Source organism: Methanosarcina barkeri MS, from assembly GCF_000970025.1.
Classification (GTDB): Archaea; Halobacteriota; Methanosarcinia; order Methanosarcinales; family Methanosarcinaceae; genus Methanosarcina; species Methanosarcina barkeri.
Genome location: NZ_CP009528.1, coordinates 1,834,870 through 1,861,098, shown reverse-complemented (window position 1 = coordinate 1,861,098; position 26,229 = coordinate 1,834,870). Strand labels below are relative to the sequence as shown.

Below are 26,229 nucleotides of genomic sequence, written 5' to 3'. Positions count from 1 at the left end.
TTCTATCAAATTTATAAAATCATGATTATGAGTTGTAGATTCCGTTAATTTATAAGTTTAAAACTTTTCCTGTCCGAGTAAAAAAATAAAATATTGACTCTGAAGCTCTGGAGCAGGATTTTTGAATTGATAGCTGATTTTTATTTTTCAGGCCAGGGTTGAATGTTCCACGTATTCTATTACCGAGCCATCGGGATGCTTTACTGTCATGTTCCTGCCGGTCGGGACCTTATTTGGGCCCCGTATAATTTCTGCACCTTTTTCTTCCAGATAAGCCTTGAATTCATTAAGAGAATCGACAAGAAAGGTAGCCTGCGTACTTCTGAAGAGTTTTAGAGCTTCATCCGAACCGGCTATTAGTAAAACATTTTCTATTTGAACCAGTTCCAGGCCGATTTGCGGGATTGCAAAGCGCATGGCTTTGGGGGAGCCGAGAAGTTCTTCGTAGAATTCAAGGGCTGAGTTGAGATCGTTTACGTAGAGACGAGAGAGGGTCTGAAGGATTTTCATTATATCACAAAAACTGATTTTTGTTATACTTCTATAAATCGTCATCTGCCCACAATATAAAAAATTATTTATATGTTTCAAAACAATGAATTAAAAATTGTTTTTCGGGTTGAAGTTCCATTGAGGTAGGCCAGTAAATGGATAATGATATGATAGAAGAACTGCGGAAAATTGTAGTTGAATCTCTGCAATCTGAAGAAGGAAATTTAAACAAAGCAGTTGACCTTGCAATTAACTTCTCAACAAAAAATTTGATTTCTTTTGATCAGTTATTAGATCTGAGCACTCTCTGTGGATCGGAAGGATCCTATGAATTAGTATATATATTTGCAAAGACCGCTGCAAGCTTATCAACAGGACCTGAAAAAGCAGTTGCTCATTATAATGCGGGAACAGCTTCTTACTTTTTGAACCTACCTATGGAAGCAGAAGAACAGTATAAGCTTGCTCTGGAAGCAGACCCCAATGATGCAAGCACACACTCAAATTATGGAATTCTCCTGAAACAAATGGGGAGCTTTAGGGATGCAGAGAAACAATATAAGCTTGCTCTGGAAGCAGACCCCAGTCATGTCAGTACACATTCTAATTACGGAAATCTCCTTTCAGATATGGGACGCCATGAGGAAGCAGAAGAACAATATAAACTTGCTCTGAAAGCAGATCCTAAACATGTCAACACACACTCGAATTACGGTAATCTCCTCCAAAAAATGGGGCGACGCGATGAAGCAGAAGAACAATATAAGCTTGCTCTGAAAGCAGATCCCAATCATCTCAACACGCATTCTAATTACGGAAATCTTCTTTTGGATATGGGACGCCTTGAGGAGGCAGAAAAACAGTATATAATTGCTCTGGAAGCAGACCCCAATAATGTCAACATACGCTCAAGTTACGGTAATCTCCTTTCGGATATGGGACGCCTTAAGGAAGCAGAAAAACAGTATATAATTGCTTTGGAAGCAGACCCCAATAATGTCAACATACGCTCAAATTACGGTAATCTCCTTTTGGATATGAGACGTCTTGAGGAGGCAGAAAAACAATATAAACTTATTCTTGAAGTCGACCCCAGAAATGTCAACACACGCTCAAATTACGGTAATCTCCTTTCAGATTCGGGATGCCTTGAGGAAGCAGAAGAACAGTATAAACTTGCTCTGGAAGCAGATCCCAAACATGTCAACACACAATCAAATTATGGAATTCTCCTTCAAAAAATGGGGCGCATTGAAGAGGCGAAACAAAGATACGAAAAAGCACTCGAAATGAGGCAAAAACTCTTCAATAAAGACCCCGAAAACGTAGCCTATCAGTCAGATGTAGCAATGACAATCAACAATTTAGGTGCCTTACTTTCTGATATGGGGCGCATTGAAGAGGCAAAACAAAAATACGAAAAAGCACTCGAAATAAGGCAAAAACTCCTCCAAAAAGACCCCGAAAACGTAGCTTATCAATCTTACGTAGGAACGACGCTCAACAATTTAGGTACCTTACTTTCTGATATGGGGCGAGTTGAAGAGGCAAAACAAAGGTACGAAAAAGCACTTGAAATGAGGCAAAAACTCCTCCAAAAAGACCCCGAAAACGTAGCCTATCAGTCAGATGTAGCAATGACAATCAATAATTTAGGTGCTTTACTTTCTGATATGGGGCACATTGAAGAGGCAAAACAAAGGTACGAAAAAGCACTTGAGATGAGGCAAAAACTCTTTAATAAAGACCCCAAAAACGTAGCCTATCAATCTTACGTAGGGACTGCATTCAACAATCTAGCAGGAATCTACAGAGATATGGGAAGATATGAAGAAGCAATGAACCTGTATCATAAATCTCTTGATATCCGTGAAAAATTGTTGGGGCTAGGACATTCTGATGTTGCAAATACTCTAAACAATATAGCTGTTCTCTACAGAGAAACTGGAAGATATGAGCAGGCCCTTGAAACGTTTAATCGTGCACTAGAAATCCTGAAGAATACTTATGGATCAGAGCATCCTGATGTTGCAAATACTCTAAACAATATAGCTGTTCTCTACGGAGAAACTGGAAAATATGAACAGGCCCTTGAAACGTTTAATCGTGCACTAGAAATCCTGGAGAATATTTACGGACCAGAGCATCCTGATGTTGCAATCACTCTAAACAACATGGCTGTTCTCTATAGGGAAATGAGAAGATATAAAGAAGCTCTCAAAATGTTTAATCGTGCACTCAAAATCCTGGAGAGCGTTTATGGATCAGGCCACCCTTATATTCAAAAAATTCAAAGAAATATAATTAGTATTAACAAAAATACTGGTAAATAAAAAGGTCCTTCTTCAAGCTAGATGGGAATATTAGAATATTTGCGTAAAAATAAAAAATTCTGATTTATAGAAAGAGGGAGAGTAGAGAGTTCTGAGTCAGATTCCTGAATATAAAAAAAGTAAGAAAGATATGCTAGATGATGTTTCTGTGGATTACAGTGCCAGAGAAACTATCTTTGTACCAGGTGTTTATATACGTATAAATGAAGATACTCTAAGAGTTTGTTTAAGTAATCACCTGAAACGATTAGAGAAGAAGAGTCGCTGGACTACTCCTTATGCTATATTTGCCACTATTGTAATAACACTTATCACTTCTGATTTTCATGATTTTATCGTAAGTGGTGATACATGGCAAAAAATATTTTACATTGCTGGTATAATTTCAGCTTTATGGTTTATTTGCTCAGTTTTAAGTGCACGAAAATCAGAAACTGTAGACGATATAATTAACAATTTAATTGAAAAAGCTCAAAAATAACGTTTAAATTATTTATTTTTGGCATTTTTGGAGTGATCCGCGTACTCTATTACCGAGCCGTCGGGATGCTTTACTGTTATGTTCCTGCCGGTCGGGACCTTATTCAGGCCCCGGAGAATTTCGGCACCATTTTTTCCAGATAAGCCTTGAATTCATCACGAGAATCGATAAGAAAATCTTCGCCACGATTTTATGGAGCTCCAAGAACCGTTCATGATTGATTAAGGAGTGGCAAACTTCTGGATTCTTTGAAAACATGCGGCAAGCTGGTCTAATGGAGTAACATAATAAGAACGGACTAGAGTGGGAATAGCAAGCAATTGATGGTGCTGTGACAAAAGCACCATTAAGTGGAGCTGGAACCGGATATCAGAGAATTGGTTAAAGAATATGGTTATACTGCCCATAGTAAAAGCCGTGGAGAAGAATAAATAAGAATAGAGTACCGGTTTTAGGGCAAGAAGACGTGTTGTAGAAAGGACACATTCCTAGCTAAACAGATTCAGAAGACTGCTTATAAGATGGGAAAAGAAAATCGAGAATGACCTTGCTATGCTTCATTTCGCATCTGCACGGATAACATTCAGAGCAGCAGGACTTTCAGGATAGGTTCTAAGGCAAAAAGCTTACACCACTTTTGCTTCAGCGTGGCGTGCCCAGGGAATCACCAGGTACCGGTGCCTCATTTCTTTTGAGTTTTACCTCTTTTCCTTTGATATTCTTTTTCTTCTTATCTTCTAGAATTGGAAGAGCCGCCATGATTCCATCAAGTATAGCTTCAGGTCTTGGGCAGCAGCCTGGAACATATATGTCTACGGGTATAACCTGGTCCACTCCGCCTATTACATTATAACAGCTATGGAAAATTCCACCTGTGGATGCACAGGCGCCGACTGCTATAACAACTTTTGGATCAGGAATCTGGTTATAGATATTTACAAGCACGTCCACATTTTTGTAATTCACTGCGCCTGTAACCACCATTATATCTGCTTGTTTGGGGGTACCGATGTTTAACACACCAAATCTTTCAGCGTCATATAAAGGAGTAAGACAAGCTATTACTTCAATATCACAGCCATTACAACTGTTACAATTCACGTGTATAATCCATGGAGATTTTGCTAACGTCATAAATATCTCTCTTTTGTGTTATTTTCATCGGAGCAACGGATAGGATTCATTACATTTACTCTGCGTTCCGCAGTATATTTCTCAGTAGGCTTTTGAAACACATTTGAGTGACTTAAAATCTAATGTAGCTCGATGAAAATTGAATACAACTACTAATTTATAGAGAATTATTTTATATAAAGTTAATTATAAAAAAGAGTTTCAAACTATTTCTTGTGATAAAGAGAGAATTATGATTAAGAGACAAAATTTGAAGACTAAAAATGGCTCTTCACTAGTTTGAATGAGTGGCATGATCTCTTTTTTCCTGAATGATATTGTGAGACTAAAAAACCAGTTTGAAGTTCTGCTAATGTCTAAAAAAACAGTACAGTTCTAAAAAAACGGCACGGTTCCGAAAAAAAACTATATCAAAAAAGAAAAGACTCTGTCAAATCATAGGTTCATAAAAATCAGATGAGCTAAGTACTTTTTTTTGATAACCTATTGATTGCTTTTACTGTAATTCTTACTCTATTATTCTTGAAGAAATATTTCATTAACCCAGGACTTGACAGAGCCTTCTTATTATAACTATAATTTCACAAAAAATAAATTAAATAAATATTTTAAGTGTTTTATTTCAATAATTTCAGGGCTTCACGACAAGCAGCAACAGCCGGAGCTCCTGAGGTGATAAAGATAACTTCCATAGCTTCCATGATTTCTTCCTTAGTAACTCCATGATTAAGAGCACTTTTCATCTGTGCCACTGTACAGGCCTCACACTGCTTAGATGCCACAACTGCAAGAGCCATAAGGATTTTTGTTTTTGCAGGCAGAGCTCCATCAGATAATAATTTTCCATCACAACGTCTGTACTTTGTAAGAAAATCAGGATCAAGTTCTTCAAGTGTTTCTAAGATCTGGGGCTTAAATCCCATTTTCTTTTCTATACTCTCTGTTACTGTTTTATGGTCTGCCAAATTATGTCACCTACCTATTGAATAATATGTAGAAAGATCAGATGTTTTTTTTATATTTAAGACTTGACTGGCAAATAAAGAACGGTACAACTATAAATTTATAGATGATTTTTTGATTGAGCCCGTTCTAAATGATTTTCAAACACTCTAGATTAGTATTTAGGGACAAGGAAATAATGCCAATAGAATTAAAGAGGAAATAAGCCTTCAGTCTACGGAATAAACTATCAAAATTTAAAACCAGCTTTTTAGACGCAGCCTATGTCCCCAATAGTGGCATCAATGCACTCACGACACATCATTCTGGGAAGATCTTTCTTTAGTGTCAAATGGGGAAGTGGATATCCTCCTTTCATAGGTAACTCTACTTCTTTGATATGATCTATACAGAGACCTTTTCCACAGACGATGCAAACCCCTACTGCCTCGTTTTCTTTATTTTCTTCAGCGCAATCATAACACTTCATCATTCTTTATCACCTCAACAAACCTCATTAAATAGGCAGTTTTCCTTCAGAGCTTCATGGCAAGATTGGCACATAATTCTTTTAATGTGCTCAATGTCAGGCTTCAGTTCAATTGGATAACTCCCTTCCCAAGCAGGAGTTTCCTCACGAATAAGGTGCTCTTTGCAAACCCCTCTACCACACGCAATACAAATCCCAACTGCGTCCGTATCTTTGCCTTCTTTAGCGCATTCATAGCATTTCATAAGCTATCCTCCAGGTAAGAAAAAGTTGTTTATTTATCCGAAAATTTGTTAAAATGCATTAAAGTATAATTTATTAATTAAATTATACGGATGACTTCATTTATTATCAACAAGAGTCATTTCCTGGCCGCAACAAACAAGAGTTCCTCCACCTACTTCTTCTACTACAACTTCGTTACCACATATCTCACAAAGATATCTTTCTCCTTTAGCAGATACGCCCATAAACCTTTCACCCTGGTTCCTTTAAGTTATTATCTCAAAGCATTTTAATTAAACTTTCCCATTGCTATACTGATACAGTTTTTAGAGAATAATCCAAAATTCAAAGCTGATTTTCTGAAAACTGAAATGGCAAAAAATTATATTCGCTATGGATGAGATCTTAAAATACATTTGTCTTTATTTACTGTGGAAGATGTGGAAGAATTATCAAAGAACAAAGCACTAATAATATTTTTATATGTTTTTTCACAAATATGGTGTGCTTATTTTTTGATTTTATTGAAGACTCACCCACTAGCGGATAAGAGCCTGCTTACTTACAGGTGTCAAGAAGACCTTTCTTTTTACCTCCTCTTTGTTCAGAGGGGTGTATCGGTTCAACTTTGACTTCTTCTTTCTTTGTTTCTTCTTTTATTTCTTCTTTATGTTGAGTCATTAGATTCAACTCCTAAATCATTTATACTTATAACAATTTATAATAATTTTTATATTTATTGATTAAATATTTATCACCTTTCAAAGGATTCCCAATTTTTATTTATGTTCAGATTGCTCCTGCCAACTTTTTAGATACATTGACAGTTTTTCCCATCCCTCTGACCAATAAAACATCAACGGGATCAAATTTGATAACATATATTGATAACATATACATAATCTAGAGATTTTATTATCCTGGGATCACAAAATTTGAGTTGATTCCGCTAGCAATTAACTAGCGTCAATCAAATTCCTTTCATGTTACAATAAATAATTCTCCCAGTAGTTACTCAATTATTCTTATAATTATTTTAAATTATTTATATGAAAAATTGCTTATTAACAAAAGACAGCCTAGAATAAAATATTTTAAAGCCGAACAATAATATTATATAAATAAAGTGTAATGACTATCTACAAAGTTGTATCTTCTTTATTTAATGGATTTTCAACCGCAGAAAAAATAGAATAACTGTTTCATTTCTATTTATTAGTTCTGAAGACCTCTACAAAATAGAAAATTTATATTTTTCCCCCTCTTATTACATTTCAGTTTTAAAGTTTTATTTTTCTCTAACCAGCGGCAGAAGCTTGAATCTCTGGGTGTCAGAATTTTCATAGTCCGAATTTCCATAATATATACAGATTTTTCCACAAACTTTATAAATTTTCAAATACATAAATTCAACAAAACAATTGATAAAATATTAATATGTGAGTTTGTAAAGGATATTTCCTAATTTATAAGTTTATTTTTATTTAACTCTAGATAACTTACTTAAAACTGAGGAAGCACACAAATACATTTATATTAAAGGGACAGAATAATAAAAATAATAATAATAATTATAGGTGATAATATGGGGGAAACCATTGAATATTGTCATTATAGTCGTTATATAAAAATGCCTGGAAAACTCCTTGAGCCTATAGATAGTATGGCCAAAATCGGTTTAAACAAAGACGAGCAAGAAATCTTACAGGGTTTTGTGCATAACAAGGCTGAACAAAAAGCCGGTTACTACGACAAGAAAATAGCTGAAATGAAGCAGAAGTACGACATGGATTTTTCAACTTTTCAAAATAAGGTCTATTTGAGAGAAGCAGAGATCGAGCTTGAAGAATGGAATGATTTCGTACTATGGGGAAGTTACGTCAAAGCACACCGATATTGGGCGCAGTTTTGCTGAGTGAAACCTAAACCCGTTAATTTATCATTCTCTCCAGGACTCTGGTCCAAAATCCAGTGATTTTTGTATTTTTTTGATTGAAAATCTGAATTAGCAAGAAAAATCTGGCTTTCATTAAAATCAATATTCGAGATCTAAAGACCTCAACCACAAAGTTGTATCACAAGGATTGTGACCAATTACAAAATCTAGTGATTTTGAATTTTACATTCATCACTAGATTTTGGTACTGAGTCTCTCCCAGAATTCACGTGAAAAAAGAAACTCTCTCAGCTTTGCAGCTATGATAAATAACAAACCTAAGAGGCAATAATAGAACTGAAAGATAATAAAAGATTATAATGTAAGCACAAATCCGTGTCAGATCCTGTTCACACTAAGTTCCATAAAAGTAAAGCAAGAGTCCCTATAACTGTAATTATCCCGAAACTCTTCTTTGCAAGAGTGAAAAGGCTGGGAGAACCGGAGATTTTCGACAGCAGGATCTTGTTAATCGTGCTAATAAGGCTTGCAAGCACTGCAGTGTTCGCTGCGGTTGCACAGGAAATATTTCCACTTACTGCAAGTAAGGTTACCGAAACAATCACTCCCGAACTGCTAACAAGAGCGCCTAGGGCAGTGACGTAAATTCCAGCAGTTCCTGCGACTTTATAAGCAAAGCTTCCTACTATCAGAATGACGGTAAAAGCAAAGCCGAATTTAAACGCCTGCCCAAGTGAGAAAGGAGATTCAATTTTAAGTTCTCCTCCATCTACTGGACAAAATTTTTTATCATACCTGAGAACTATTGCTACGGAAGCAAGGATGATCACTGCCTGGGGAGGAAGCATACGAAGAGTTGTCTGGCCAGTTGTGTCAACAATCAGGGCTAATACAAGATTCCGGATGAGCATGGAAATATTACAGAGCAGGATTCCGGTAAGCACAGGATCAGCCATTTCATCCACTCTTTTTGAGAGACCTGCAAGCGCGGCTGTTGTTGCCTCACTGTTCACAAAGCCACCTACAAAGCCTGAATAACAGATCCCACGCTTTGTGCCGAACTTTCTCAGGAGCACATAACTTAAAAAACTGATAAGGGAAACAAGAATTACAATAAGTATTGCAGACCTGAAATTTATAACTCCGTAAAACTCCCTATCCGGCACCACTGGATAAAGTATAAAAGTCACAGCCAGAAACTGTACGGCATTATAGAGTTCATCCTTAGTCAGGTTTCCTGCAAACTGGTGAAGAGGCTGTTTCTGGATTAGAAGAAAAGCCACAACTATTGAAGAAATAATAGCAAACAGGCCATAATCATAGCCAACAAGTACTCCCATAACGAAAATGAAAAAAAGACTGATAGGACTGGTGACTCCTATTCGTTTAAAGAGGAATATCTTGGAATAGGTGATTATGCAGCAGATTGCTCCGAAAAAGAGCGCAGCTACATAGACAAAACCCGGTCCTTTTGACTCACTCACGAAAGCAGCTAACATACCTGTTATACAGGTTATGCTGTAGGTTCTCACCCCGGCAAAAATTTCATGTTCAATACCTCTATGCTCCCTTTCTATACCTACCATTATCCCTATCAGAAAGGCTATAGCAAGTTTTGTCATGAAATCCAGAAAAACCGGATCAAAACCAAACTCCTCTATGACGTCCGTAGCTCAACCTCTACAATTTTTCGGTTTATAAAATCCAGAGTCAAGTTCCAAGAAACTTCGAATAATGTTTCTATTAAATTTCTATTAATATTTCTAAGACTTATTTAAGTATTCTATTTGTACATTTGCTCCGACATCTACCATTTAATCCTTTTATTTCCGTCTCTCAAAGCGCTTTTAATCAAACATCAGCTTTTTTTATACAAGTATATAACGAAAGCAACTCAACGAGAGCAACTCAACGAAAGCAACTCAACGAAGGCAACTCAACGAAAGCAACTCAACGAAAGCAACTCAACGAAAGCAACTCAACGAAGGCAACTCAACGAAAGCAACTCAATGAAAGCAACTCAACGAAAGCAACTCAACAAAGGCAAATGAATAATTGTGGGTTAGCAAAATGGATTTTTCCTTAAGGTAAAGTAAACAGAGTGAGCTAAAATAAAATATAATTATATAGTATGGATTTTCCAGGTAATGAATTTAGTCCCAAAAAACAGGAAAAGGTTCAGAGTGTATTAAACCTGTGTAATATTCTTTCAGGCAACTGCTACACCTGATATACCTGGGAAAATTTTCCAAACCTGACTGAAGCTGATTAGAACTTGAGGTTTGGCTATTATTGAATCTTGTTATTTTACACCTCTATAAATTCAACCTCAATAGGTTTGTTTTCCTCCTTTTCTCCGAGGGTTATCAGTGTGCAGGAACCTTTACATGCTTCGCCAGGGTTTACCACCACAGTCTTTCCAACCTTCTCCAGGCCTTTTGCCTCATGGATGTGCCCGCAGACGATCAGGTCAACCCGGTCAAGGAATTTCTGGATAGCTGTGCTGCCCACGTGTCCGAAAGGAAGTTCATCCCTTGCACCGTAAGGTGGGGCATGCGTCAGAAGCACTATGGTGTCGCAATCTTTGTCATTTTCGGCAGAGCAGACCATTCCTTCAAGGGAATTTTCAATTTCTTCTTCGGATAACTCAAAGGGAGCATTGAAAGGGGTGGGATTTGAGCCGCCCAGACCTATAAACCTGATATTTCCTATTTGTTCGGCTTTTCCGTGCAGGTTAGTAGCTTTAGAAGCGTCAAGGGCTTTTAAGATGCTCTTATAGTCGCAATTACCCGGAATCGCAAGTACAGGTTTGTCAAACATTTCCATTAATTCTTCAACCTTCTCATCGGGCCCAAAATTGGTAATGTCCCCGGCAATGACTACAAGGTCAAAATCCCCTGCCTTTTCAATCATTTCTTTTATCTTCGAATAATCCCCGTGGGGGTCAGAAATAGCCAGTATCTTCATTTTTATCAGGTCCTGTTATTCATAATCCTGTTATTCATAACTATTAGTAAGGGTCTTATTACTCACGCTTGTTTGTAGAAGTCTTATTATTCATAATTATTCAAAAAGATCTTGCCATGTATTTTTTGTAAGCTTTTTTTCTAACAAGGTTTTTTGATAAAACTTTTTTGGAAAAAATATTTTTGATAAAACTTTTTTGGAAAAAGTTTTTTTGTTGATAAACTTTATATAAAATTACGTATAAATTGAACTATATATAATTATTGTTATTCATAATCAACACGCCTGACGACACATTTGACACGACGCTAAAGCACTATATTAAATTTACAAAGTAGCAGGTGTCTCTGGAAGGGACCGGGAGCTTGTGAGAATTTATGTCCGATCGGTGAAGCTCTCTGGCACTAAAATGCGGACTACGATAAACAACTTTGAGGTTGCAACTTTTTTGTTGCGCATGTTCGAACAGATTTTGATCAGCTCACAAAAATGACATCCTCGATTTTCTTGAAGCCCTTGATACCTATATATGCAAGCGAACTAGTAAAGGCAAACGCCTGTCAGAGAGCAGAAAAAATATGTACAAGCTCGGCGCTAAAAAGTTCCTCAACTATCTTAGTGAAGAACTCGAGCAGCCAGGCATACGTAAGCTTGCAGAAAGTCTGAAAATTAATCGTGGTGTGGTGACCCGAAAGTTGCCAGAAGATATTTTGACTGAGGAAGAGGTCGCATATCTGATTGATACCGCAACTGGAACCAAAAACAGGGCAATCATTGCTGTCCTGTATGAGTCTGGCGGTAGGCTTGGAAAACTGATTCCATATAGAGTCAAGGATGTAAATTTCAATAGTCATAGCTGCAAGCTAACTTTTCCTAAAGGTAAAACAGGTGCTCGGGCTATACAACTCGTGTAAATTAACTACGTGTGGACTACTACCCAGCGACCGTTAAGCTTCGCGCCGGCCCAGTTGTTGGGATATTTGTGCATATCCTCTATGGCCAAAAGTGATAAGCTTTTCACCCTTAACAGCCATGTTTTGGGGAGGATTAAAGCCTGGGAAAACTTGGCCACAAGAGGTTAAAGTCCAAAGTCAAGGAAATAAAGAGAGAGACAGTTTAATATGAAGTTATAAAACAAATATTAATCTAGGTATAAAAAGCTGGGAATTAGCTCTAAGCTATTAAAATTATCTTTCAGAGGTTCTTAACCCCTGAATTACATATTCCAAATTTCATTTAATGATTCTAGTGTATCCAAAAATTCATTAACAAAAACTTCTTGTGTACTCTTATTGAGTCTTGATCTTCTTTTGGTAAAATACAAGCTATCTAGACAAGAAGAGAAAGAGTTTTTGAGTTTATTTTTTAATTCTTTATCATGATGAAGGAAAATACTTAACTGTTTGAAAGAATCAATGCCATTCTCTTCCAAACATTTGTAAATAGAAACTCTTAAGTCTTCATCCTTTAAGAAACTATTATATTTACTAAATTCTTTTTGTACTACTGGTGACATGAAGTCAAAAATAGTAAGCTGCTCAATTATATCTACAAGATTTACAGTATTATCAAAAGTAGAGATAACTGTCTTTTCAGCATCTGAAAGATAATCTGAAGCAAGTGTTGCAATTTTTTTTGCAATATCTAAATTTGTTGATGTAACATTGCAAGTTTTTTCTATTTTTTCATTCATTATTCCAAAACTATACTTTGAAGGACTAATTCTCAACACTATAAAACCTATATCTTCCCACTTCTTAGTAGGATCTTTTTCATTCTCTGCTTTCAATAACTTCTCAATGTCTTTATTTATCCTATCAACAAAAGTAGTAAATGAAATTTTTTTATCAAGTATACCAATTCTAGTAGATGCAGAGTATTTCTCAAAATCATATATTGGAGTGCTTGAATCAAAAAGCAGTGAAATTCCAAATTTTGATTTAAAAGATTCAACTATATCAGTATCATAACTTCTAGTTGAAGTTCCTTTTTTCCTTTTTTCGCATTTATTACTTCTAACTGAAAGTTTATCCACTATATTATCTAGAAACCTTCCTTTTGCAGGTTTTGAAGTAAGAATCAAGTATACAGAAAAAAGTCCTGCATCAACCGCTTTATCTAAAGTATTTATATTTACTTTTGTTAGAACTTTTGTAAATGCAATTTTGAGAGAACGATATTTTTGTTCATGGTCTATTCTGTCTGAAAGTTCTTTAATCATTTTTTGGGTTATTATTTGACTCGACTCATACCATTCCCCTCTAGATAAACCCAATTTAAAATATTGATATGTCTTCTTACTTCCTTGGTCGATTTCAATCTTTTCTTTCATCTGGGAAGGCGTTTCACCTTGATCAAAGATATTGGAGAGTAAAAACTGTTCGTTTCCTTCTCCTTTTTGTTTACGTAAATCGTGATAGGCCATCAAAACATATACGGCTTCATCATTTCTTGATGCGATCTTGCATACTTCGTCCCTGAAATTAATATCCTGATTTAAAATAATTGCCACTAACGCATCTACATAGGCATCTTTGAAATTTACATTTAAAGATTGGTGTAGTTCTTTGCAGAAAACATTTAAAAAATTGTTTTCAAAAGTATCCTCAAAACTTATATTCTCAACAATTTCCTCATCATTTAATTGAATTTCCAAAAATATATTTTCATTATGAAGTTTCTCTCGATAGTTTATTAGGAACTTACGTATACGGATGTATAATGAAACATTGTTTGTTATTAAAGTTAGATTAAAAAACTGAGTCTTAGCGAGAATTTTTTGTAGAATATTTCCGGTTAAAACATCCTTATCAAAATTTAGCTTTTTTAATTTTAACAATATCTCAGCTAGTGGATGTAATTTGTTATTATCAACTTTGATTTGTTCCCAAATATTTTCAGTTTTTCTACTTTCTTCGTAATATGACACAAAAAGATTCATTAAAACTTCATCAAAGAAGGCTCTTTCACATACTGAGTTAATAATAGAGCTTTTAATGGTTCTATCATCTGAGCCTTTCAATTTAATAACAGGAGTTTTTCCCACATTGTCTATTATATCTTTTAGTTCATCCAAACCAAAGAAAGCAACCACAGTTTTTAATTTATTACATTCCAAATGCCATTTTTCTCTATACTTTTCCATTTCATTTATTTCTCTATAGGCTGGAATTGTTCTTTTAAATACTGTTATCGAATCTTGGAAGGAATTCGCAAATTCTCGAAAAACCTCTTGTTTCTTTTTATTTTCAGAGTCAATAGAACACAGATCAGTAGAATAAGGTTTGTCTTTTAATTGTCTTATACTACTAGTATCATTTTCTAGAGCATTAATATTAGTTGTAAAACTTTCTTGAGTTAGTTTCAATTTTGTTTTAGATTTTTGTCTAGAGATATATACTGAAAGAAAAATTGCAACGATATATAATAAAACTAGTAGTAAGTTAATTAGCATGTTGGAAACTTTGCTATTTATAGGAAAACTATTCCCAAGTAAGTAGGTATGATTTCCTCCAAAAACATCAGTATTTAAGCCACGTATTCCTAAAAAAAATACTGACACGATAAACAAAAAGCTAACTAATGCAACATTTTTAAGTAATTGGTTATAAAAATGATCTATACAATTGTTAAAAATTTTTTTACCAGAATCAATAATATTTCTACTGGAGTTTAAACATTTAGTAATTTTAGTTACTACTTCATTTCTGTAAGTATTCAATTCGTTGCTATAGATACTTAATCCGTTGGCATAATCTTTATGTTTCGATTGAATTGATTTATCTAAGGTTTCTAACTTAGTTCCGTTTTCACTCAAATTTATTTTTAAATTTTTTAATTCATCTTCAAGTGGGTTAATTATATGCTTTTCAAATTCAGAATCTAAATCACTGGAGCCGTTTACCATTAAAACCAGATCTTATTAAATATTAGAATTAGAGTATATATTGTCTGTTTTAATTTTCACAGTAGATTAACATTTTCATTTGAGTAAATATTAACTAAAAATAAAGTATATAAAAAGCTGAATATAATTTAACAATGTATTTTTATATATGACCAATTAAGAACCGAAAAATAGCACTGTTTATATTTTACAATAGGTTATACTTTTCGAGTTTTATTTGAAGAAAATTATGAATAAAGAATTATTTTACAGGGATTTTTAAAAAATGGTGTGCATTATTTACACAAAACTGCATTGCATTTTTTAGAGTTACCTATAACCCCAAAATTTAGTGTGATGGATGGAATTCGAACCCCTGAACTCCTTTAAAGCTAGATCTTAAGTCTTCACAGTTGGCTAAAATAGACATTGCTTCGTGAATAATCTTCAGAAGCTACTGCAACATTGCTCAACCTCTTCCTGCTCAGCTTAATCTTCCATATCATAGATATACTCCAGCCAGTGTAATTATTCCAGGTATATCTCAAAAATCGCTTTTGGCTGATACCGTTATATTTTTGCTATGACAGGCTATTACTTTACTTTATTAGGAATAAGATAAAGAAAATCTTAACCATAAAGGTCCGAGATTTGTTAAACTGTAATCGATTTTGTGGCTCTGGCCAGTTCGAGTCAACTAAGGTTAAAACTATCTTTACTATAGTTGATGGCTTCAGGTTTTACCTCGATGTGACAACATTGTCCCTTCAGCAATCCTCTGGCTCAGGGATATTGTCTTAGGATTTGTTCAAGCATATCCTTAAAACCCAGTAGCGTCGATCTACGTAACGTACAGTAGGGATTGGCCAGCTCCTCAAGTATTCCGGCTCCAGTAGAGATTCAAGCCCGGGCTAGTTGTTGGTATATTTGTGCATATCCCGATGCCTAGAAATATGTCACATCGCTTGATTTTCCATTAACTCTTTCAATAAATTTTCGAAACGCTGCTTTCCATCTTCAATTGTTTTTATACGCATATCATAAACATCATCAATGATATTCGGACCAAGTATTTTTTGTGCTTTTAGCTTTTCTCTTTTAATCTTTTCGATTCTTTTTTCATACGCCGCAATATTCGACTTAAGGAACTCGATTTTATCTCCATGTATACTGTTTATATCTACCACTCTATAATCCTCTATGAAGTTATTTTTATATGTTTGTTAGATTAAGCAGTGTAATCTTATGAAAAGTTTTTTATTTTAGTCAATATTTTAGTCAAACATCTCGTTAGCATACTGTGGCGATGAAAAACGTCAAATATACCTGAAGTGTTATTAAAATAAAATAAGAATGTTTAATATATATCGAAGCATAGCCATTTCTATGGCTCTATCTGATATATTATATAATGAAATTTTAAGAATGCGGGACAAAAGAATAGCTGAAGAAGATCGTGTGCTGACAGCTCAAATTTTAGTAAACAAAGTTCTGTTGGGATTTATTAACGACTGGAGGTCTTATTCAACAGCTGATCAAATCTATTTCAATGACGACGCTCAGTATATTATGTTTATAGCCGATGATAAAAGACTTGAGTATCATGTAGACCAATTCGTCTTCGTTGCGAATGAAATTAGTTCTATTGGCATATTACCCGATGAAGTGTCTAACAAATTAGTAGAGTTCACAGCCCGAATGCGACCTATGATAAAGTGGTCTAACATTGTTAGCCACGATGCTTGGGGTAGGGAATATCCAGATAGCCTTCCAAATCAGTTTGATCTTCTATTTACTGACATCCTTGATATGTTCCGAAATATAAACGAATACTGTGGCACTGTTTAAGTTTGCGCTTGGTCGGTTGCTGGGGTATTTAGCATGCCCAAATATTCCAATCACTAATAGAGATTTAAGCCGGCTCAGCTTCAGTCATTATCTAGCTTGTCCACGATGTCGTTTCATATATCGTTCACATTTTTCGAAATTATCACTTGTACAATAGTCTTTCTTCTCCTCTACTGATGGGTAGTATCTTACACAAAAAGCTGTACAAAATTTTTTGATTTCTTCGGGCTGTATAACCTTTAATCCAGATTCTGTCATAATTCCAACGGGTTTAGTTGGTCTTTGGTAATGATTACATGACATATATTAACATCTCTTGTTATTCTTACATTAAGTCGTTTGCAGCTTGAAAGCATCAAGTAATCACGCCAATTCAATTAGCAAAAGAGTCAGCAACTTACGATTATTTAACACTTATAGCATAAAATGAATAAAAAAGCGTAATTCTGATGCCGAGCCAATACTCTATAAGTTGTTTACCATTCTATATAAAATTTTCTGGTGTGTTGATTTTCATTGAGTAGAGCTACCAGTTTCAGGATATTTGAGTATCCTAAAACTGGAGAGAATAACTTCTATTAGATAGCAAGTTATGAAGCAACTTAGACTGCAAAACCGTAATTAGATAAAGTAACACAATGATTGTCAGCATACACTATATGATTTCCCCCCACTCTACCATTTCCGGGGTTAATATATATTACATCGTCAGTTACGTTAAGTTCCCAACCTGCAAAATTGACAAATCCGGTTACTTTGATTTATTAATCTATCGTTTTTATGTTGAAAATCACATGGTTGTCGTCTTTTTTAATTACTTTGAAGCCAGAACCATTCTCGATTCTTTTAATTGATAAAAACCTTCACTTTGTAAACAAATTCGCTAATATAAGGTTTGGAACCAAAAAACCTTTTTTCCCAAAAAAGTTTACGTACATCTTTTATACCTCTTGCGTAAATATAGTGCCCATGCGCGATATCGTTATTATAGGGCATAAAGCATATACAAGCGGCGACTTTACTTTAAATGATCTTCCAGGTTCTGCGGGAAGAATGGATATTCTTTGCCGCTGCGTGAGTTCTGCCCTTTTTCTCTCTTTCGGAATGCGCAGGGACGTAAATGTACACCTGCTCCTTCTGGGAGAACCTGATCCCGGAAAAATCATCAGGTTTGAAGGACTGCACCTTAGATACCTTAACCCGGACGAGCGGAGCAGCGGTTCACTTATCCAGAAAGCCCTGCAGAAGGACGCAAGCGAACAGGATATTCGTTCCACTCCAGGTGTCTGGATTCGTAGAGGAGATCTCGATTCCCTGCTCTCGAAATTTGAGGGTCGCACTCTGCTCTACCTGAGAGAAGACGGAGAGGATATCAGGGCAATTGCAAATGAAATCCGTGACCCGGTCTTCATCCTTGGAGACCATTTAGGAGTTACCGAAGAGGAGGAAGCACAGCTCTTTAAGGCAGGGGCGAAAATTATCTCGGTAGGTCCTCTTTCCCTCCATTCTAATCACTGCATAACCCTTATACATAATGAATTGGACAGGGCTGAGGCTGAAAGGGGAGAATTCCCCGGAGAAGCTGACAGCAGGGTCGAAGATTGAGTGGTAACATATTAAATGATGACCAGAAGCATTAAGAGATGATAAGAAGCTTTTACCCTTTACTTATCCTTTAATTTTATCACTCATTCCCAGGTCTATTTCCCAAACAAAGAGCGTAAGAAAGTGAAAGAAAATGGATGTACTCGAAATTTCAAAAAAGATTCTGCATGAAGGCCCGATATGTGACCACTGTCTGGGCCGTCAGTTTGCAAAATTATCCACAGGCCTGAGCAACAGAGAACGGGGGCAGGCCCTGAAACTCGCCCTTGTCCTTGAAGGGGACCGGATCTACAAAACTGAAAATGATGATTCCCTTCTCAAAGAACTTGCTCCTTGCAGTGTATTTGCGAGAAAGGCTCTCGGAATAGAGGGTGAAGATGAACAGTGCTGGGTCTGCCTTGACCAGTTTAAAAAGCTGGATGAATGGGCCGATAAAGCTGTAAAAGCCCTTGAAGGACTCGAATATTCTACATTTCTTGTAGGTACAAAGGTCAGCGGGCTTCTGAGTGAAAACGAGGAGATGCTCTGGGCTGAGGCTGGGACTGCATATGCCGAACAGCTTAAGACCGAGCTAAACAGGGAAGTTGGCAAGCGGATAGCCGAAAAAGTCCAGAAAGACGTGGATTTTGAAAACCCTGATATTACAATTACTCTTGACCTCGCAAAAAACAAGCTTGATCTCCAGCTCCGCTCGGTATATCTTCTAGGGCGCTACCGCAAACTTATCAGGGGAATTCCCCAGACGCGCTGGCCTTGCAGGAAATGCAAGGGCAAAGGATGTGAACGCTGCAATTTTACAGGAAAACAGTATCAGGAATCCGTAGATGAACTTATAAAAGGGCCTGTAGTTAAGGCTTTCCAGGCAGTTGATACGGCTTTTCATGGCTCTGGCAGGGAAGATATCGATGCCCTGATGCTGGGAAGCGGCAGGCCTTTTGTAGTAGAAGCAAAATCCCCTGTAAAGCGAAGCACAGACCTTGAAGAGCTTATGCGAAATATTAACGAGGAAGCTGCCGGAAAAGTTGAGGTAAGAGAGTTTTCTTTCACCGGAAAGAATATGATTGAGACCTTGAAAAGCTCAAAGGCGGATAAAACTTATAAGCTTAAAGTTACATTTAAAGAGCCTGTTTCGGAGGAAAAGCTTAAATCCAGCCTTGAGGCTTTGAGTGGCATAGAGATCTCACAGCAGACTCCAAGGCGGGTAGTTCACAGGCGGGCCGACCTTGTCAGGAAAAGGCATGTGCATGGCATCAAGCTCGACGAACTGACAGACGAAGGTTACGCTTACATAACAGTAAACTGCGAAGGCGGGCTGTATGTAAAAGAGCTTGTTTCCGGAGATGAGGGCAGGACAAACCCAAGTCTGAGCGGACTTTTAGGGATTCCTGCGCTTGTGGAAGATCTTGATGTGGTCAACGTCGATATTTAAACTCAATCTGAATCAGATTTATTTAATATGTAGAGTCAGGAAAATACTGCCTGACTGAACGTCTTATTTAAATAATATCCATCTTATCTAGAGAAAAACTGTATATACTATAGACTAATTAATCGAGCATTCTAAGGAGGAACATGCGATGACAAACTCCCACGGCGAAAAACGCTGCACAAGGTACAAATTACAGAAGACAGTTCGTGAAAGAGGGATTTCCCCTGTAAGCAAGGCAATTCAGGAATTCGAAGAAGGGCAAATGGTCCATATTGACATTGACCCAAGCATTCAGAAAGGCATGCCTAATCCAAAATTCCAGGGTTCTACCGGAAAGATTCTCGGACAGCGCGGTCGTTCGTACATTCTTGAAGTCCGCAGCGGAAATGCGATGAAGGAAGTTATCTCTCTCCCTCAGCACCTTAAACCGCAGAAGTATTAATATATATTCCAGGCAGTTAGGTTGTAAAACCTAACTCATTTTACCTGAGTTTACAGTATGCAGGCTTTTGCCGTAGGCTCGGGCTCATGTCAGGGTTTTCGGTAACTTGTAATAAGATAAGGATCTGTAATTAAATGTAAAAAACCCAGTGTCCCCTGGAAAACTGCTTAAAAGAGGTGGGGGACTTAAAGAAAACTGATTTTAAAAAATTGGTCCTTTATTCCTACATGGTGATTTATTATCTCGAGATGTGAATATCTATAATTATATATCGTTTGTCAGACATATACCTGATCCAGATCAGGAAAAGATTATTCGGAACAATTTTAGATTATTAAATAAGATCGAATTTCGTGCATAACGGTAATCTGAAGAGTGCCTATCTATGAGAAAAGGTAAGCAATCTCGGGGCCAATTCAGATTTCCGGATATTTACAGGCAGAAATTTACTTGCCGGGAACTCCTGGAGAATTGAAGAGTGATTTGAAGAGATTACTCAGCAGGGAATGGCAGATTGTTACAACTTTTAAGTCGAAAAGAGTGTATTCCAATGATAGTTAAGGAAGTCCTCAGTGAAGATTTATTGACCTTGGCCGAAGTCAGAGAACTACTTACCAGGATCGCCGAAGAGCGCAGAGAGAAGGGACTTGAAGTCGGATATGGATTTAGAAAAGCTCTTCGCCATGCTGAACAATTCTCAAAGATCAGTGGAGAAAAATCAAGAGAACTGGTTAACAGGCTGTTAGAACTCGAAAAAATGAAGCCTTCAATTGCGATCAGGATCGCAGATATTCTGCCTCAATCCAGGGATGAAATCCGATCAATCTACGCTAAAGAAAAATATACCCTGAGCAATGAAGAACTTGATCAAATTCTCGATTACGTGTTGGAAACGATTGAATAAAACTTAAATGCAAAGGGAATAACCTATATAGAAGTTTTCATCTTCTTATTTATAAGGGAAGTATCCGAAACTTAGAGTACTTTAAAGTGTCAGGGAATACCTGACCCGAATTCAAACACAGAGGACTCTTTGGGTTATTGAATATAGAGTCCGGGGATGCTGGTTACAGGGTAGTTTAAAGTTTTACAGGACACATAGAACACCAGAAATTTGTGAATTGTCGACAGTCGATTAATGAATAGGTTCCAAACCGAATGGACGCGAGTTGGGCATATCAGGAGAAGATATGTCCTGAACACAGATTTCCTTGGGATTTCATATCAATTGATAGGATGGGTGCTGATGAGAGTAGATAAGTCGCAATCAGGTAGATCGTACGCTGGCAGATCAGCTGCTGAAAAACCTTCTTATGGCGGCAGGCGTCCGACAGGCAAACCGCAATTCGAGAGACGATCAGAAAGAGCTCCGCGCTCATCCAGAAAGTCCTTGGAAAGCTCACAGGAGAGAGAAGAGTATGCATGGGTTCTTGACTATCTTCCATATGGAAAATCAGTTGACGGCACTTCTGCATACCAGAAAAAACCTCTTGTCCAGGCTGTGGGAGATAAAAAATTCACTCTTATGGAGCTTGTTCCCAAAAACGGTGTGGTTCCTCAGATTCAGTCAAGAGTTTATATAGGATCGGGAGACCGGGATGAAATCGACCACGTAAAGCAGAGAATCGGACACCTGGATCTTACGACAGGAGCGAATCTCGAACTGCCTTTTATCCTTGAGGCTTGTGTGAGGTATCAGGAAGCACATTTTGTAAAGTTTTTCAACGATGCGCATTCCATAACTACCCGCCTGCACATGCTTGACCTCCTTCCCGGGATAGGAAAAAAACTCATGTGGTCTATAATCGATGAGCGCAAAAAAGGAGACTTCAAGAGTTTTCAGGATATCCGGGAAAGAATTCCAAGCCTGCATGACCCGGCTAAAGTCCTTGCCCACAGGATTGAAGAGGAACTCAAGGATGATTTCATCAAGTACAGACTGTTCACAGCTCCACCGCGCCGACAGTAAGCCGAGTGAGATGACCTCTCTCGGATCTATTTTTTCAGTATGGCTCTTAAGGTTAACTTTTTCAGTTTTTGATTTTCATCATTTAAATTATAGTAATTCCATTATTGATCCAGATACCATTATTGATCCAGATACCATTATTGACCAAATGTTGACCAAAGATTCCGTGTTAGATCAAAGTACTTAATTTACTTAGCAATGTACTCTATTTATTACTCGATTTATTCAGGAGGTTTCAGTCTGGTTCGTTCTCTTCTTAAAAAATATAATATAAAAGGAGGCACTTTTGATCAGCATTTTCTGGTCGATGCAGGCTATCTAGACAGAATAGTAGCTGCTGCTGAGCTTGGACCTGAGGATGTAGTTCTTGAAATCGGTGCAGGTATCGGAAACCTGACTGAAAGACTTGCAAAAAAAGCAAAAAAGGTAATTGCAATTGAACTCGACCCTGTCCTTGTCAGAGTTCTCCATGACCGTTTCGATAAAGTCGAAAATATTGAGATTATTGCAGGAGATGCACTGAAAGTCGAGTTCCCGGAATTCAATAAGGTCGTCTCAAACCTTCCTTATTCCATCTCATCTGAGATAACTTTCAAGCTTCTTCGCCATAACTTCAAACTTGGCATTCTCATGTACCAGTATGAGTTTGCAGCCCGGATGGTCTCCTTACCCAATTGTAAGGATTATTCACGTTTAACAGTCGATACCTGCTATTTTGCTGATGCTTCTATATTGATGAAGGTTCCAAAAAGTGCTTTCCAGCCGGCACCGGAAGTTGATTCGGCAGTTATCAGACTCGTTCCCCGCCCTGCGCCTTTCGAAGTCAAAAACCAGGCCTTTTTCATGGATTTTGTATCTGCAGTCTTCAGCCAGCGACGGAAAAAACTGAAAAATGCGATTCTGAACATGAACCATGTACTCAAAATTCCCAGCATCAAAGAGGTTATTGCCCGGCTGCCTGAGGATATAATAAGCAAACGCGCTGAAAACTTGACTCCTGAAGAGCTTGCACAGGTTGCAAATCAAATAATTGATTTAAAAAAGTCATTTTTTGAAAATGAATTAAATGAGCAATAAAAAGCTTAGGGCAATATAACTAAAAAAATAAAGAACTCGAAAATTATGGTTGAAATCGAATACAGAAAAGCTCGGATTAAGCTCGGGGACACGGACCTTGTCTATGAGCCTGCAGAAGATTCTTTTTTACTTGCCGACGCAGTCCTTAAAGAGGCAAAGCCAGGCATGCGCATTCTTGAAATCGGAACAGGATCGGGTTTTGTATCTGCTGTACTTCTTGCAAACCTGAAAAGGATTTGTCTGGTCGCTACGGAAATTAACCCCCATGCCGCTCGCTGTGCAAAAGTAAATGGCGTGGAGGTTATTCGTACTGATCTTTTTAGAGGAATAAAGTCCAAAAATCCTGATATTCTTTTTGACCTTATTCTCTTTAATCCGCCCTATCTCCCGACTTCTGAGGAAGAAAAGGTTCCTGGCTGGCTGAATTATGCTTTTGATGGTGGAATTAGCGGAAGAGACACTCTTAACATGTTCCTAGATGAAATAAGAAATTATCTCAAGCCAGAAGGAGAAATTCTTGTGCTTATCTCTTCTATTACAGGGCTGGATGCCGTTAAGGAGAAAATGATAGATATGGGGTTTGTGGTTGATGTTGTGGCAAGAAAAAAGGTTTCTTTTGAGGAGTTAATGGTTGTTAGAGGAAAACTTTTGTGAACGAGTTTATCTCAAAACTAATATTATCTTGAAATTATACTATTCTTGAAATTATACTATTCTTGAAATTATACTATTCTTGAAATTATACTATTCTTGAAATTATACTATTCTTGAAATTATACTATTCTTGAAATTATACTATTCTTGAAATTATACTATTCTTGAAATTATACTATTCTTGAAATTATAATACAATAGTTTGTCATTCCGTGAAGTCAATGATATTCTCTTGAAACCCATAGAATCCTGTTTTCCTCCACAGAAACCATATACCGATCTCGTTTGATAAACTATTTCCTCCAACTCAGTTAATTTGTGTGGAGATACCGGTTCGAAACTCTTTTCAAAAAATAGATGAGAATAACTAACTTTATTAATTATTTTCTCTTTTTACCGTAAGGGGGGTGAAGTATGTCACGTACTAATTTCTGGGAAAGCTTCTGGGATATAATGGGTGCGTTAATAATAACGATCATAATATTAATTGGAATTGCCAATTTATAATGATTATCAAAGCTTCCATCACTTCTTTTTTTATGTTCATCTTCTAACATTTTAATAAGTAGTACTTTAGGGAAAATAATCTTCTTCATTTATTCTGCAAACATAGCCTCCGTCAATAGGGTATACAAATCATGTATTATGGACGCTGAAGAATTTCATAAGAAACGTGTATTCAATGAAGTTCATAATTTTGGGACTTAATTTTGTAATTTTCACGTGATTTTGTAAAGATATATTATCCATTGCAGTATTTTGAAGAATTTTTACGTCAGAATCGAAAAAGAGATTTCTTAACCCTGATGAAGTGATTTACTGTATTATCGGACTGTTTTGAGCTTTCCGGCATAGAAGGAGATAAATACAGTTAGATAGTTAGGAATAACTGTTCCCGCTAATGTTAATTAAAAAGTATAAAAAACAGGTGGGGCATTATATGGATATAGAGAATCAGTCGATACCAGCTAGGATTTTACTTTACAGTACAGCTGCGGTTATCCTGACTATTGGAATGCGAGAGATTGCTTCAATACTTACAGTCTTCTTTTTCTCTGTATTTATCGCACTGATCTTAACTCCGCTTGTCCGATGGCTTAAGAAAAAAGGAATCCCCGGGGTACTGAGTGTCTTTCTGGTAATTCTTTTATTCGCCTTCATTGTCCTGATTCTTGGGTTAATAGTTGCCAGTGCGGCAATCCAATTTGGAAGCCAGATCCCGCTATATCAAAATCAGTTAATTGAATTCATGAGTAATCTTGCAAAATATATCCCTTCATATGACGGTTTTTCCGTGCAGTCGATTATTCGTGGCATCGTATCAATTACGGTTTCATTTGTTGTAAACATTGTTAATGGACTTGTAAATACTGGGACAACAGTTGGAATTATCATACTCACGACGGCCTTTATGTTAATAGAGGCTGCAAATGTTCCTAATAAAATAAATGAGAAAATTGAAAAGCAATCTGAACTCCAATTGAGGTTAAGTATCTTTGGCAGGAAGTTAGTAAAATTTATTGTTATAAGAGCTGAAATAAATCTTATCACAGCCGTTGCAATTACTATTACTTTCCTTATCGGTGGGATCGACTATGCGATTCTCTGGGGAGTTTTTATATTCATTCTTAGTTACATCCCCTATATTGGTCTTGTTGTAGCTTCCATCCCTCCCATAGTGATTGCGCTTTTTAAGTATGGGCCTTTAGGTGCTCTTGCAGTCATTGTTGTTATCACTGCTGTCGATGGGATTACAGAAAATGTCCTTTTTCCTTCACTTATGGGAAAAGGCCTGCAGTTATCTCCAGCCTTTTTATTTCTTGCCCTAATCTACTGGAATTTTGTACTCGGAGGCGCAGGTGCATTGCTTTCCATACCTCTTACAATGGCTTTGAAAATCATGCTTGAGAGTTTTGATGAAACAAAATGGATGGCCAGATTAATGGATCCACCAGGAGATATAGAGTAACTTGAAAAAACCAGGACAAGGAAAAATAACTATTACTCCGGAAAGACAAGAAAACACTATGAAGCCGTCAGATTAGATAAAAGTATAAAAAGTGACTGAAGAAATTCCATAGTTATAGTCATGCTATAGTCACGCGGCTAAATAATGCAACTGCTCAAATGAGATACAATGAGATTTTTGTTGCAACAATTACAGGCGTGACTATAATTCGGTAAACAATGTACTTGCCAGGTGCAGTGAAAATAGAGACGGTTAGCAGAGCAAAATTTGAATTGGGGAATTAGGGGATTTATGAAAAAGCAATTCGGGTAAGCTCTTTACAAACAAGTGGCGTTGCCAGATTATCCTGTACCAGTCATTAATCATATTCTCTATGCACCTTACCTTGG

General features: G+C 36.8%; 25 protein-coding genes and 1 pseudogene. 14 read left to right on the top strand and 12 right to left on the bottom strand.

The genetic code is table 11. From position 1 onward, the window contains the following. Positions 1-147: 147 nt before the first annotated feature. Positions 148-555: a VOC family protein gene (locus MSBRM_RS07540; RefSeq protein ID WP_230669102.1), complete on the bottom strand. Its 408-nt coding sequence runs from the start codon at positions 553-555 to the stop codon at positions 148-150. A 92-nt stretch (positions 556-647) separates the two neighbouring features. On the opposite strand from MSBRM_RS07540, the gene MSBRM_RS07535 reads away from it, so the two are divergent. From MSBRM_RS07535 to MSBRM_RS19335, 3 genes and pseudogenes are all read left to right on the top strand, one after another. Beyond that, positions 648-2,825: a tetratricopeptide repeat protein gene (locus MSBRM_RS07535; RefSeq protein ID WP_048118254.1), complete on the top strand. Its 2,178-nt coding sequence runs from the start codon at positions 648-650 to the stop codon at positions 2,823-2,825. 130 nt (positions 2,826-2,955) lie between these two features. After that, positions 2,956-3,306 (top strand): hypothetical protein, encoded by a 351-nt coding sequence (locus MSBRM_RS07530; RefSeq protein ID WP_048118257.1) that lies wholly within the window; start codon positions 2,956-2,958, stop codon positions 3,304-3,306. A gap of 173 nt (positions 3,307-3,479) precedes the next feature. Continuing rightward, positions 3,480-3,915, top strand: a pseudogene (locus tag MSBRM_RS19335) (IS5/IS1182 family transposase); the annotation flags it as partial. A gap of 33 nt (positions 3,916-3,948) precedes the next feature. Here MSBRM_RS19335 and MSBRM_RS07525 read toward each other — a convergent pair. The 6 genes from MSBRM_RS07525 to MSBRM_RS21675 form a co-directional block, all read right to left on the bottom strand. Continuing rightward, positions 3,949-4,440 carry an NADH-quinone oxidoreductase subunit B family protein gene (locus MSBRM_RS07525; protein WP_048118260.1) on the bottom strand — a complete coding sequence of 164 codons (492 nt, stop codon included), beginning with the start codon at positions 4,438-4,440 and terminating at the stop codon, positions 3,949-3,951. Positions 4,441-5,057: 617 nt separating this feature from the next. Further along, entirely contained in the window at positions 5,058-5,405 is a 348-nt protein-coding gene (locus MSBRM_RS07520; RefSeq protein WP_048118263.1) for a carboxymuconolactone decarboxylase family protein, read from the bottom strand. Positions 5,406-5,653: 248 nt separating this feature from the next. Next, positions 5,654-5,875: a DUF2180 family protein gene (locus MSBRM_RS07515; protein ID WP_048118266.1), complete on the bottom strand. Its 222-nt coding sequence runs from the start codon at positions 5,873-5,875 to the stop codon at positions 5,654-5,656. Positions 5,876-5,886: 11 nt separating this feature from the next. After that, positions 5,887-6,117, bottom strand: coding sequence for a DUF2180 family protein (locus MSBRM_RS07510; RefSeq protein WP_048118269.1), 231 nt, complete (start codon positions 6,115-6,117; stop codon positions 5,887-5,889). A gap of 96 nt (positions 6,118-6,213) precedes the next feature. Then, positions 6,214-6,342: a desulfoferrodoxin FeS4 iron-binding domain-containing protein gene (locus tag MSBRM_RS07505; protein ID WP_048118272.1), complete on the bottom strand. Its 129-nt coding sequence runs from the start codon at positions 6,340-6,342 to the stop codon at positions 6,214-6,216. A gap of 313 nt (positions 6,343-6,655) precedes the next feature. Beyond that, positions 6,656-6,778, bottom strand: coding sequence for a hypothetical protein (locus MSBRM_RS21675; RefSeq protein ID WP_255361940.1), 123 nt, complete (start codon positions 6,776-6,778; stop codon positions 6,656-6,658). Between the two features lie 904 nt (positions 6,779-7,682). On the opposite strand from MSBRM_RS21675, the gene MSBRM_RS07500 reads away from it, so the two are divergent. Next, positions 7,683-8,012, top strand: coding sequence for a hypothetical protein (locus MSBRM_RS07500; RefSeq protein WP_048118274.1), 330 nt, complete (start codon positions 7,683-7,685; stop codon positions 8,010-8,012). Positions 8,013-8,383: 371 nt separating this feature from the next. On the opposite strand, the gene MSBRM_RS07495 is transcribed toward MSBRM_RS07500, so the two are convergent. Together MSBRM_RS07495 and MSBRM_RS07490 are read right to left on the bottom strand one after the other, a co-directional pair. Then, the gene (locus tag MSBRM_RS07495) at positions 8,384-9,616 is read right to left on the bottom strand and encodes an MgtC/SapB family protein (RefSeq protein WP_230629201.1); all 1,233 of its coding nucleotides are present in this window, start codon (positions 9,614-9,616) and stop codon (positions 8,384-8,386) included. 685 nt (positions 9,617-10,301) lie between these two features. Beyond that, positions 10,302-10,961, bottom strand: coding sequence for a metallophosphoesterase (locus tag MSBRM_RS07490; protein ID WP_048155241.1), 660 nt, complete (start codon positions 10,959-10,961; stop codon positions 10,302-10,304). Positions 10,962-11,539: 578 nt separating this feature from the next. On the opposite strand from MSBRM_RS07490, the gene MSBRM_RS07485 reads away from it, so the two are divergent. Then, positions 11,540-11,875, top strand: a complete 336-nt coding sequence (locus MSBRM_RS07485) for a site-specific integrase (protein ID WP_048155238.1) — start codon at positions 11,540-11,542, stop codon at positions 11,873-11,875. Positions 11,876-12,177: 302 nt separating this feature from the next. Here MSBRM_RS07485 and MSBRM_RS07480 read toward each other — a convergent pair whose 3' ends face one another. Then, a complete protein-coding gene (locus tag MSBRM_RS07480; RefSeq protein ID WP_048155235.1) occupies positions 12,178-14,868 on the bottom strand; it encodes a hypothetical protein in 2,691 nt (896 codons plus the stop codon). Positions 14,869-15,803: 935 nt separating this feature from the next. Next, positions 15,804-16,034, bottom strand: coding sequence for a hypothetical protein (locus MSBRM_RS07475; protein WP_048155232.1), 231 nt, complete (start codon positions 16,032-16,034; stop codon positions 15,804-15,806). A 199-nt stretch (positions 16,035-16,233) separates the two neighbouring features. Here MSBRM_RS07475 and MSBRM_RS07470 point away from each other — a divergent pair, with 199 nt between their 5' ends. The 8 genes from MSBRM_RS07470 (at position 16,234) to MSBRM_RS07435 (ending at position 23,871) form a co-directional block, all read left to right on the top strand. Beyond that, a complete protein-coding gene (locus MSBRM_RS07470) occupies positions 16,234-16,695 on the top strand; it encodes a hypothetical protein (protein ID WP_141706355.1) in 462 nt (153 codons plus the stop codon). 969 nt (positions 16,696-17,664) lie between these two features. After that, positions 17,665-18,300: a tRNA (pseudouridine(54)-N(1))-methyltransferase TrmY gene (gene trmY / locus MSBRM_RS07465; protein WP_048118293.1), complete on the top strand. Its 636-nt coding sequence runs from the start codon at positions 17,665-17,667 to the stop codon at positions 18,298-18,300. Between the two features lie 133 nt (positions 18,301-18,433). After that, positions 18,434-19,729, top strand: coding sequence for a tRNA pseudouridine(54/55) synthase Pus10 (locus MSBRM_RS07460; protein ID WP_048118296.1), 1,296 nt, complete (start codon positions 18,434-18,436; stop codon positions 19,727-19,729). Positions 19,730-19,877: 148 nt separating this feature from the next. After that, positions 19,878-20,171: a 50S ribosomal protein L21e gene (locus MSBRM_RS07455; RefSeq protein WP_048118299.1), complete on the top strand. Its 294-nt coding sequence runs from the start codon at positions 19,878-19,880 to the stop codon at positions 20,169-20,171. Between the two features lie 550 nt (positions 20,172-20,721). Continuing rightward, positions 20,722-21,075 (top strand): RNA polymerase Rpb4 family protein, encoded by a 354-nt coding sequence (locus MSBRM_RS07450; RefSeq protein ID WP_048118301.1) that lies wholly within the window; start codon positions 20,722-20,724, stop codon positions 21,073-21,075. Between the two features lie 342 nt (positions 21,076-21,417). Then, a complete protein-coding gene (locus tag MSBRM_RS07445; protein ID WP_048118303.1) occupies positions 21,418-22,140 on the top strand; it encodes a DUF655 domain-containing protein in 723 nt (240 codons plus the stop codon). Between the two features lie 198 nt (positions 22,141-22,338). Beyond that, a complete protein-coding gene (gene rsmA, locus MSBRM_RS07440; protein WP_230669100.1) occupies positions 22,339-23,217 on the top strand; it encodes a 16S rRNA (adenine(1518)-N(6)/adenine(1519)-N(6))-dimethyltransferase RsmA in 879 nt (292 codons plus the stop codon). 45 nt (positions 23,218-23,262) lie between these two features. Beyond that, positions 23,263-23,871, top strand: coding sequence for a HemK2/MTQ2 family protein methyltransferase (locus MSBRM_RS07435; protein ID WP_048155225.1), 609 nt, complete (start codon positions 23,263-23,265; stop codon positions 23,869-23,871). A 380-nt stretch (positions 23,872-24,251) separates the two neighbouring features. Here MSBRM_RS07435 and MSBRM_RS07430 read toward each other — a convergent pair whose 3' ends face one another. After that, the gene (locus MSBRM_RS07430) at positions 24,252-24,467 is read right to left on the bottom strand and encodes a hypothetical protein (protein ID WP_048155222.1); all 216 of its coding nucleotides are present in this window, start codon (positions 24,465-24,467) and stop codon (positions 24,252-24,254) included. Positions 24,468-24,811: 344 nt separating this feature from the next. Between MSBRM_RS07430 and MSBRM_RS07425 the strand changes: the two genes are divergently transcribed. Then, complete coding sequence (locus tag MSBRM_RS07425; RefSeq protein ID WP_048118312.1) at positions 24,812-25,840, top strand: AI-2E family transporter; 1,029 nt, start codon at positions 24,812-24,814, stop codon at positions 25,838-25,840. Positions 25,841-26,229: the final 389 nt, after the last annotated feature.

Coding starts and splice junctions, on each gene's coding strand:
- MSBRM_RS07540 (WP_230669102.1), bottom strand. CDS start 555: ATGACGATTTATAGAAGTATAACAAAAATCAGTTTTTGTGATATAATG.
- MSBRM_RS07535 (WP_048118254.1), top strand. CDS start 648: ATGGATAATGATATGATAGAAGAACTGCGGAAAATTGTAGTTGAATCT.
- MSBRM_RS07530 (WP_048118257.1), top strand. CDS start 2,956: ATGCTAGATGATGTTTCTGTGGATTACAGTGCCAGAGAAACTATCTTT.
- MSBRM_RS07525 (WP_048118260.1), bottom strand. CDS start 4,440: ATGACGTTAGCAAAATCTCCATGGATTATACACGTGAATTGTAACAGT.
- MSBRM_RS07515 (WP_048118266.1), bottom strand. CDS start 5,875: ATGATGAAGTGTTATGATTGCGCTGAAGAAAATAAAGAAAACGAGGCA.
- MSBRM_RS07510 (WP_048118269.1), bottom strand. CDS start 6,117: ATGAAATGCTATGAATGCGCTAAAGAAGGCAAAGATACGGACGCAGTT.
- MSBRM_RS07505 (WP_048118272.1), bottom strand. CDS start 6,342: ATGGGCGTATCTGCTAAAGGAGAAAGATATCTTTGTGAGATATGTGGT.
- MSBRM_RS21675 (WP_255361940.1), bottom strand. CDS start 6,778: ATGACTCAACATAAAGAAGAAATAAAAGAAGAAACAAAGAAAGAAGAA.
- MSBRM_RS07500 (WP_048118274.1), top strand. CDS start 7,683: ATGGGGGAAACCATTGAATATTGTCATTATAGTCGTTATATAAAAATG.
- MSBRM_RS07495 (WP_230629201.1), bottom strand. CDS start 9,616: ATGACAAAACTTGCTATAGCCTTTCTGATAGGGATAATGGTAGGTATA.
- MSBRM_RS07490 (WP_048155241.1), bottom strand. CDS start 10,961: ATGAAGATACTGGCTATTTCTGACCCCCACGGGGATTATTCGAAGATA.
- MSBRM_RS07485 (WP_048155238.1), top strand. CDS start 11,540: ATGTACAAGCTCGGCGCTAAAAAGTTCCTCAACTATCTTAGTGAAGAA.
- MSBRM_RS07480 (WP_048155235.1), bottom strand. CDS start 14,868: ATGGTAAACGGCTCCAGTGATTTAGATTCTGAATTTGAAAAGCATATA.
- MSBRM_RS07470 (WP_141706355.1), top strand. CDS start 16,234: ATGGCTCTATCTGATATATTATATAATGAAATTTTAAGAATGCGGGAC.
- trmY (WP_048118293.1), top strand. CDS start 17,665: ATGCGCGATATCGTTATTATAGGGCATAAAGCATATACAAGCGGCGAC.
- MSBRM_RS07460 (WP_048118296.1), top strand. CDS start 18,434: ATGGATGTACTCGAAATTTCAAAAAAGATTCTGCATGAAGGCCCGATA.
- MSBRM_RS07455 (WP_048118299.1), top strand. CDS start 19,878: ATGACAAACTCCCACGGCGAAAAACGCTGCACAAGGTACAAATTACAG.
- MSBRM_RS07450 (WP_048118301.1), top strand. CDS start 20,722: ATGATAGTTAAGGAAGTCCTCAGTGAAGATTTATTGACCTTGGCCGAA.
- MSBRM_RS07445 (WP_048118303.1), top strand. CDS start 21,418: ATGAGAGTAGATAAGTCGCAATCAGGTAGATCGTACGCTGGCAGATCA.
- rsmA (WP_230669100.1), top strand. CDS start 22,339: ATGTACTCTATTTATTACTCGATTTATTCAGGAGGTTTCAGTCTGGTT.
- MSBRM_RS07435 (WP_048155225.1), top strand. CDS start 23,263: ATGGTTGAAATCGAATACAGAAAAGCTCGGATTAAGCTCGGGGACACG.
- MSBRM_RS07430 (WP_048155222.1), bottom strand. CDS start 24,467: ATGAAGAAGATTATTTTCCCTAAAGTACTACTTATTAAAATGTTAGAA.
- MSBRM_RS07425 (WP_048118312.1), top strand. CDS start 24,812: ATGGATATAGAGAATCAGTCGATACCAGCTAGGATTTTACTTTACAGT.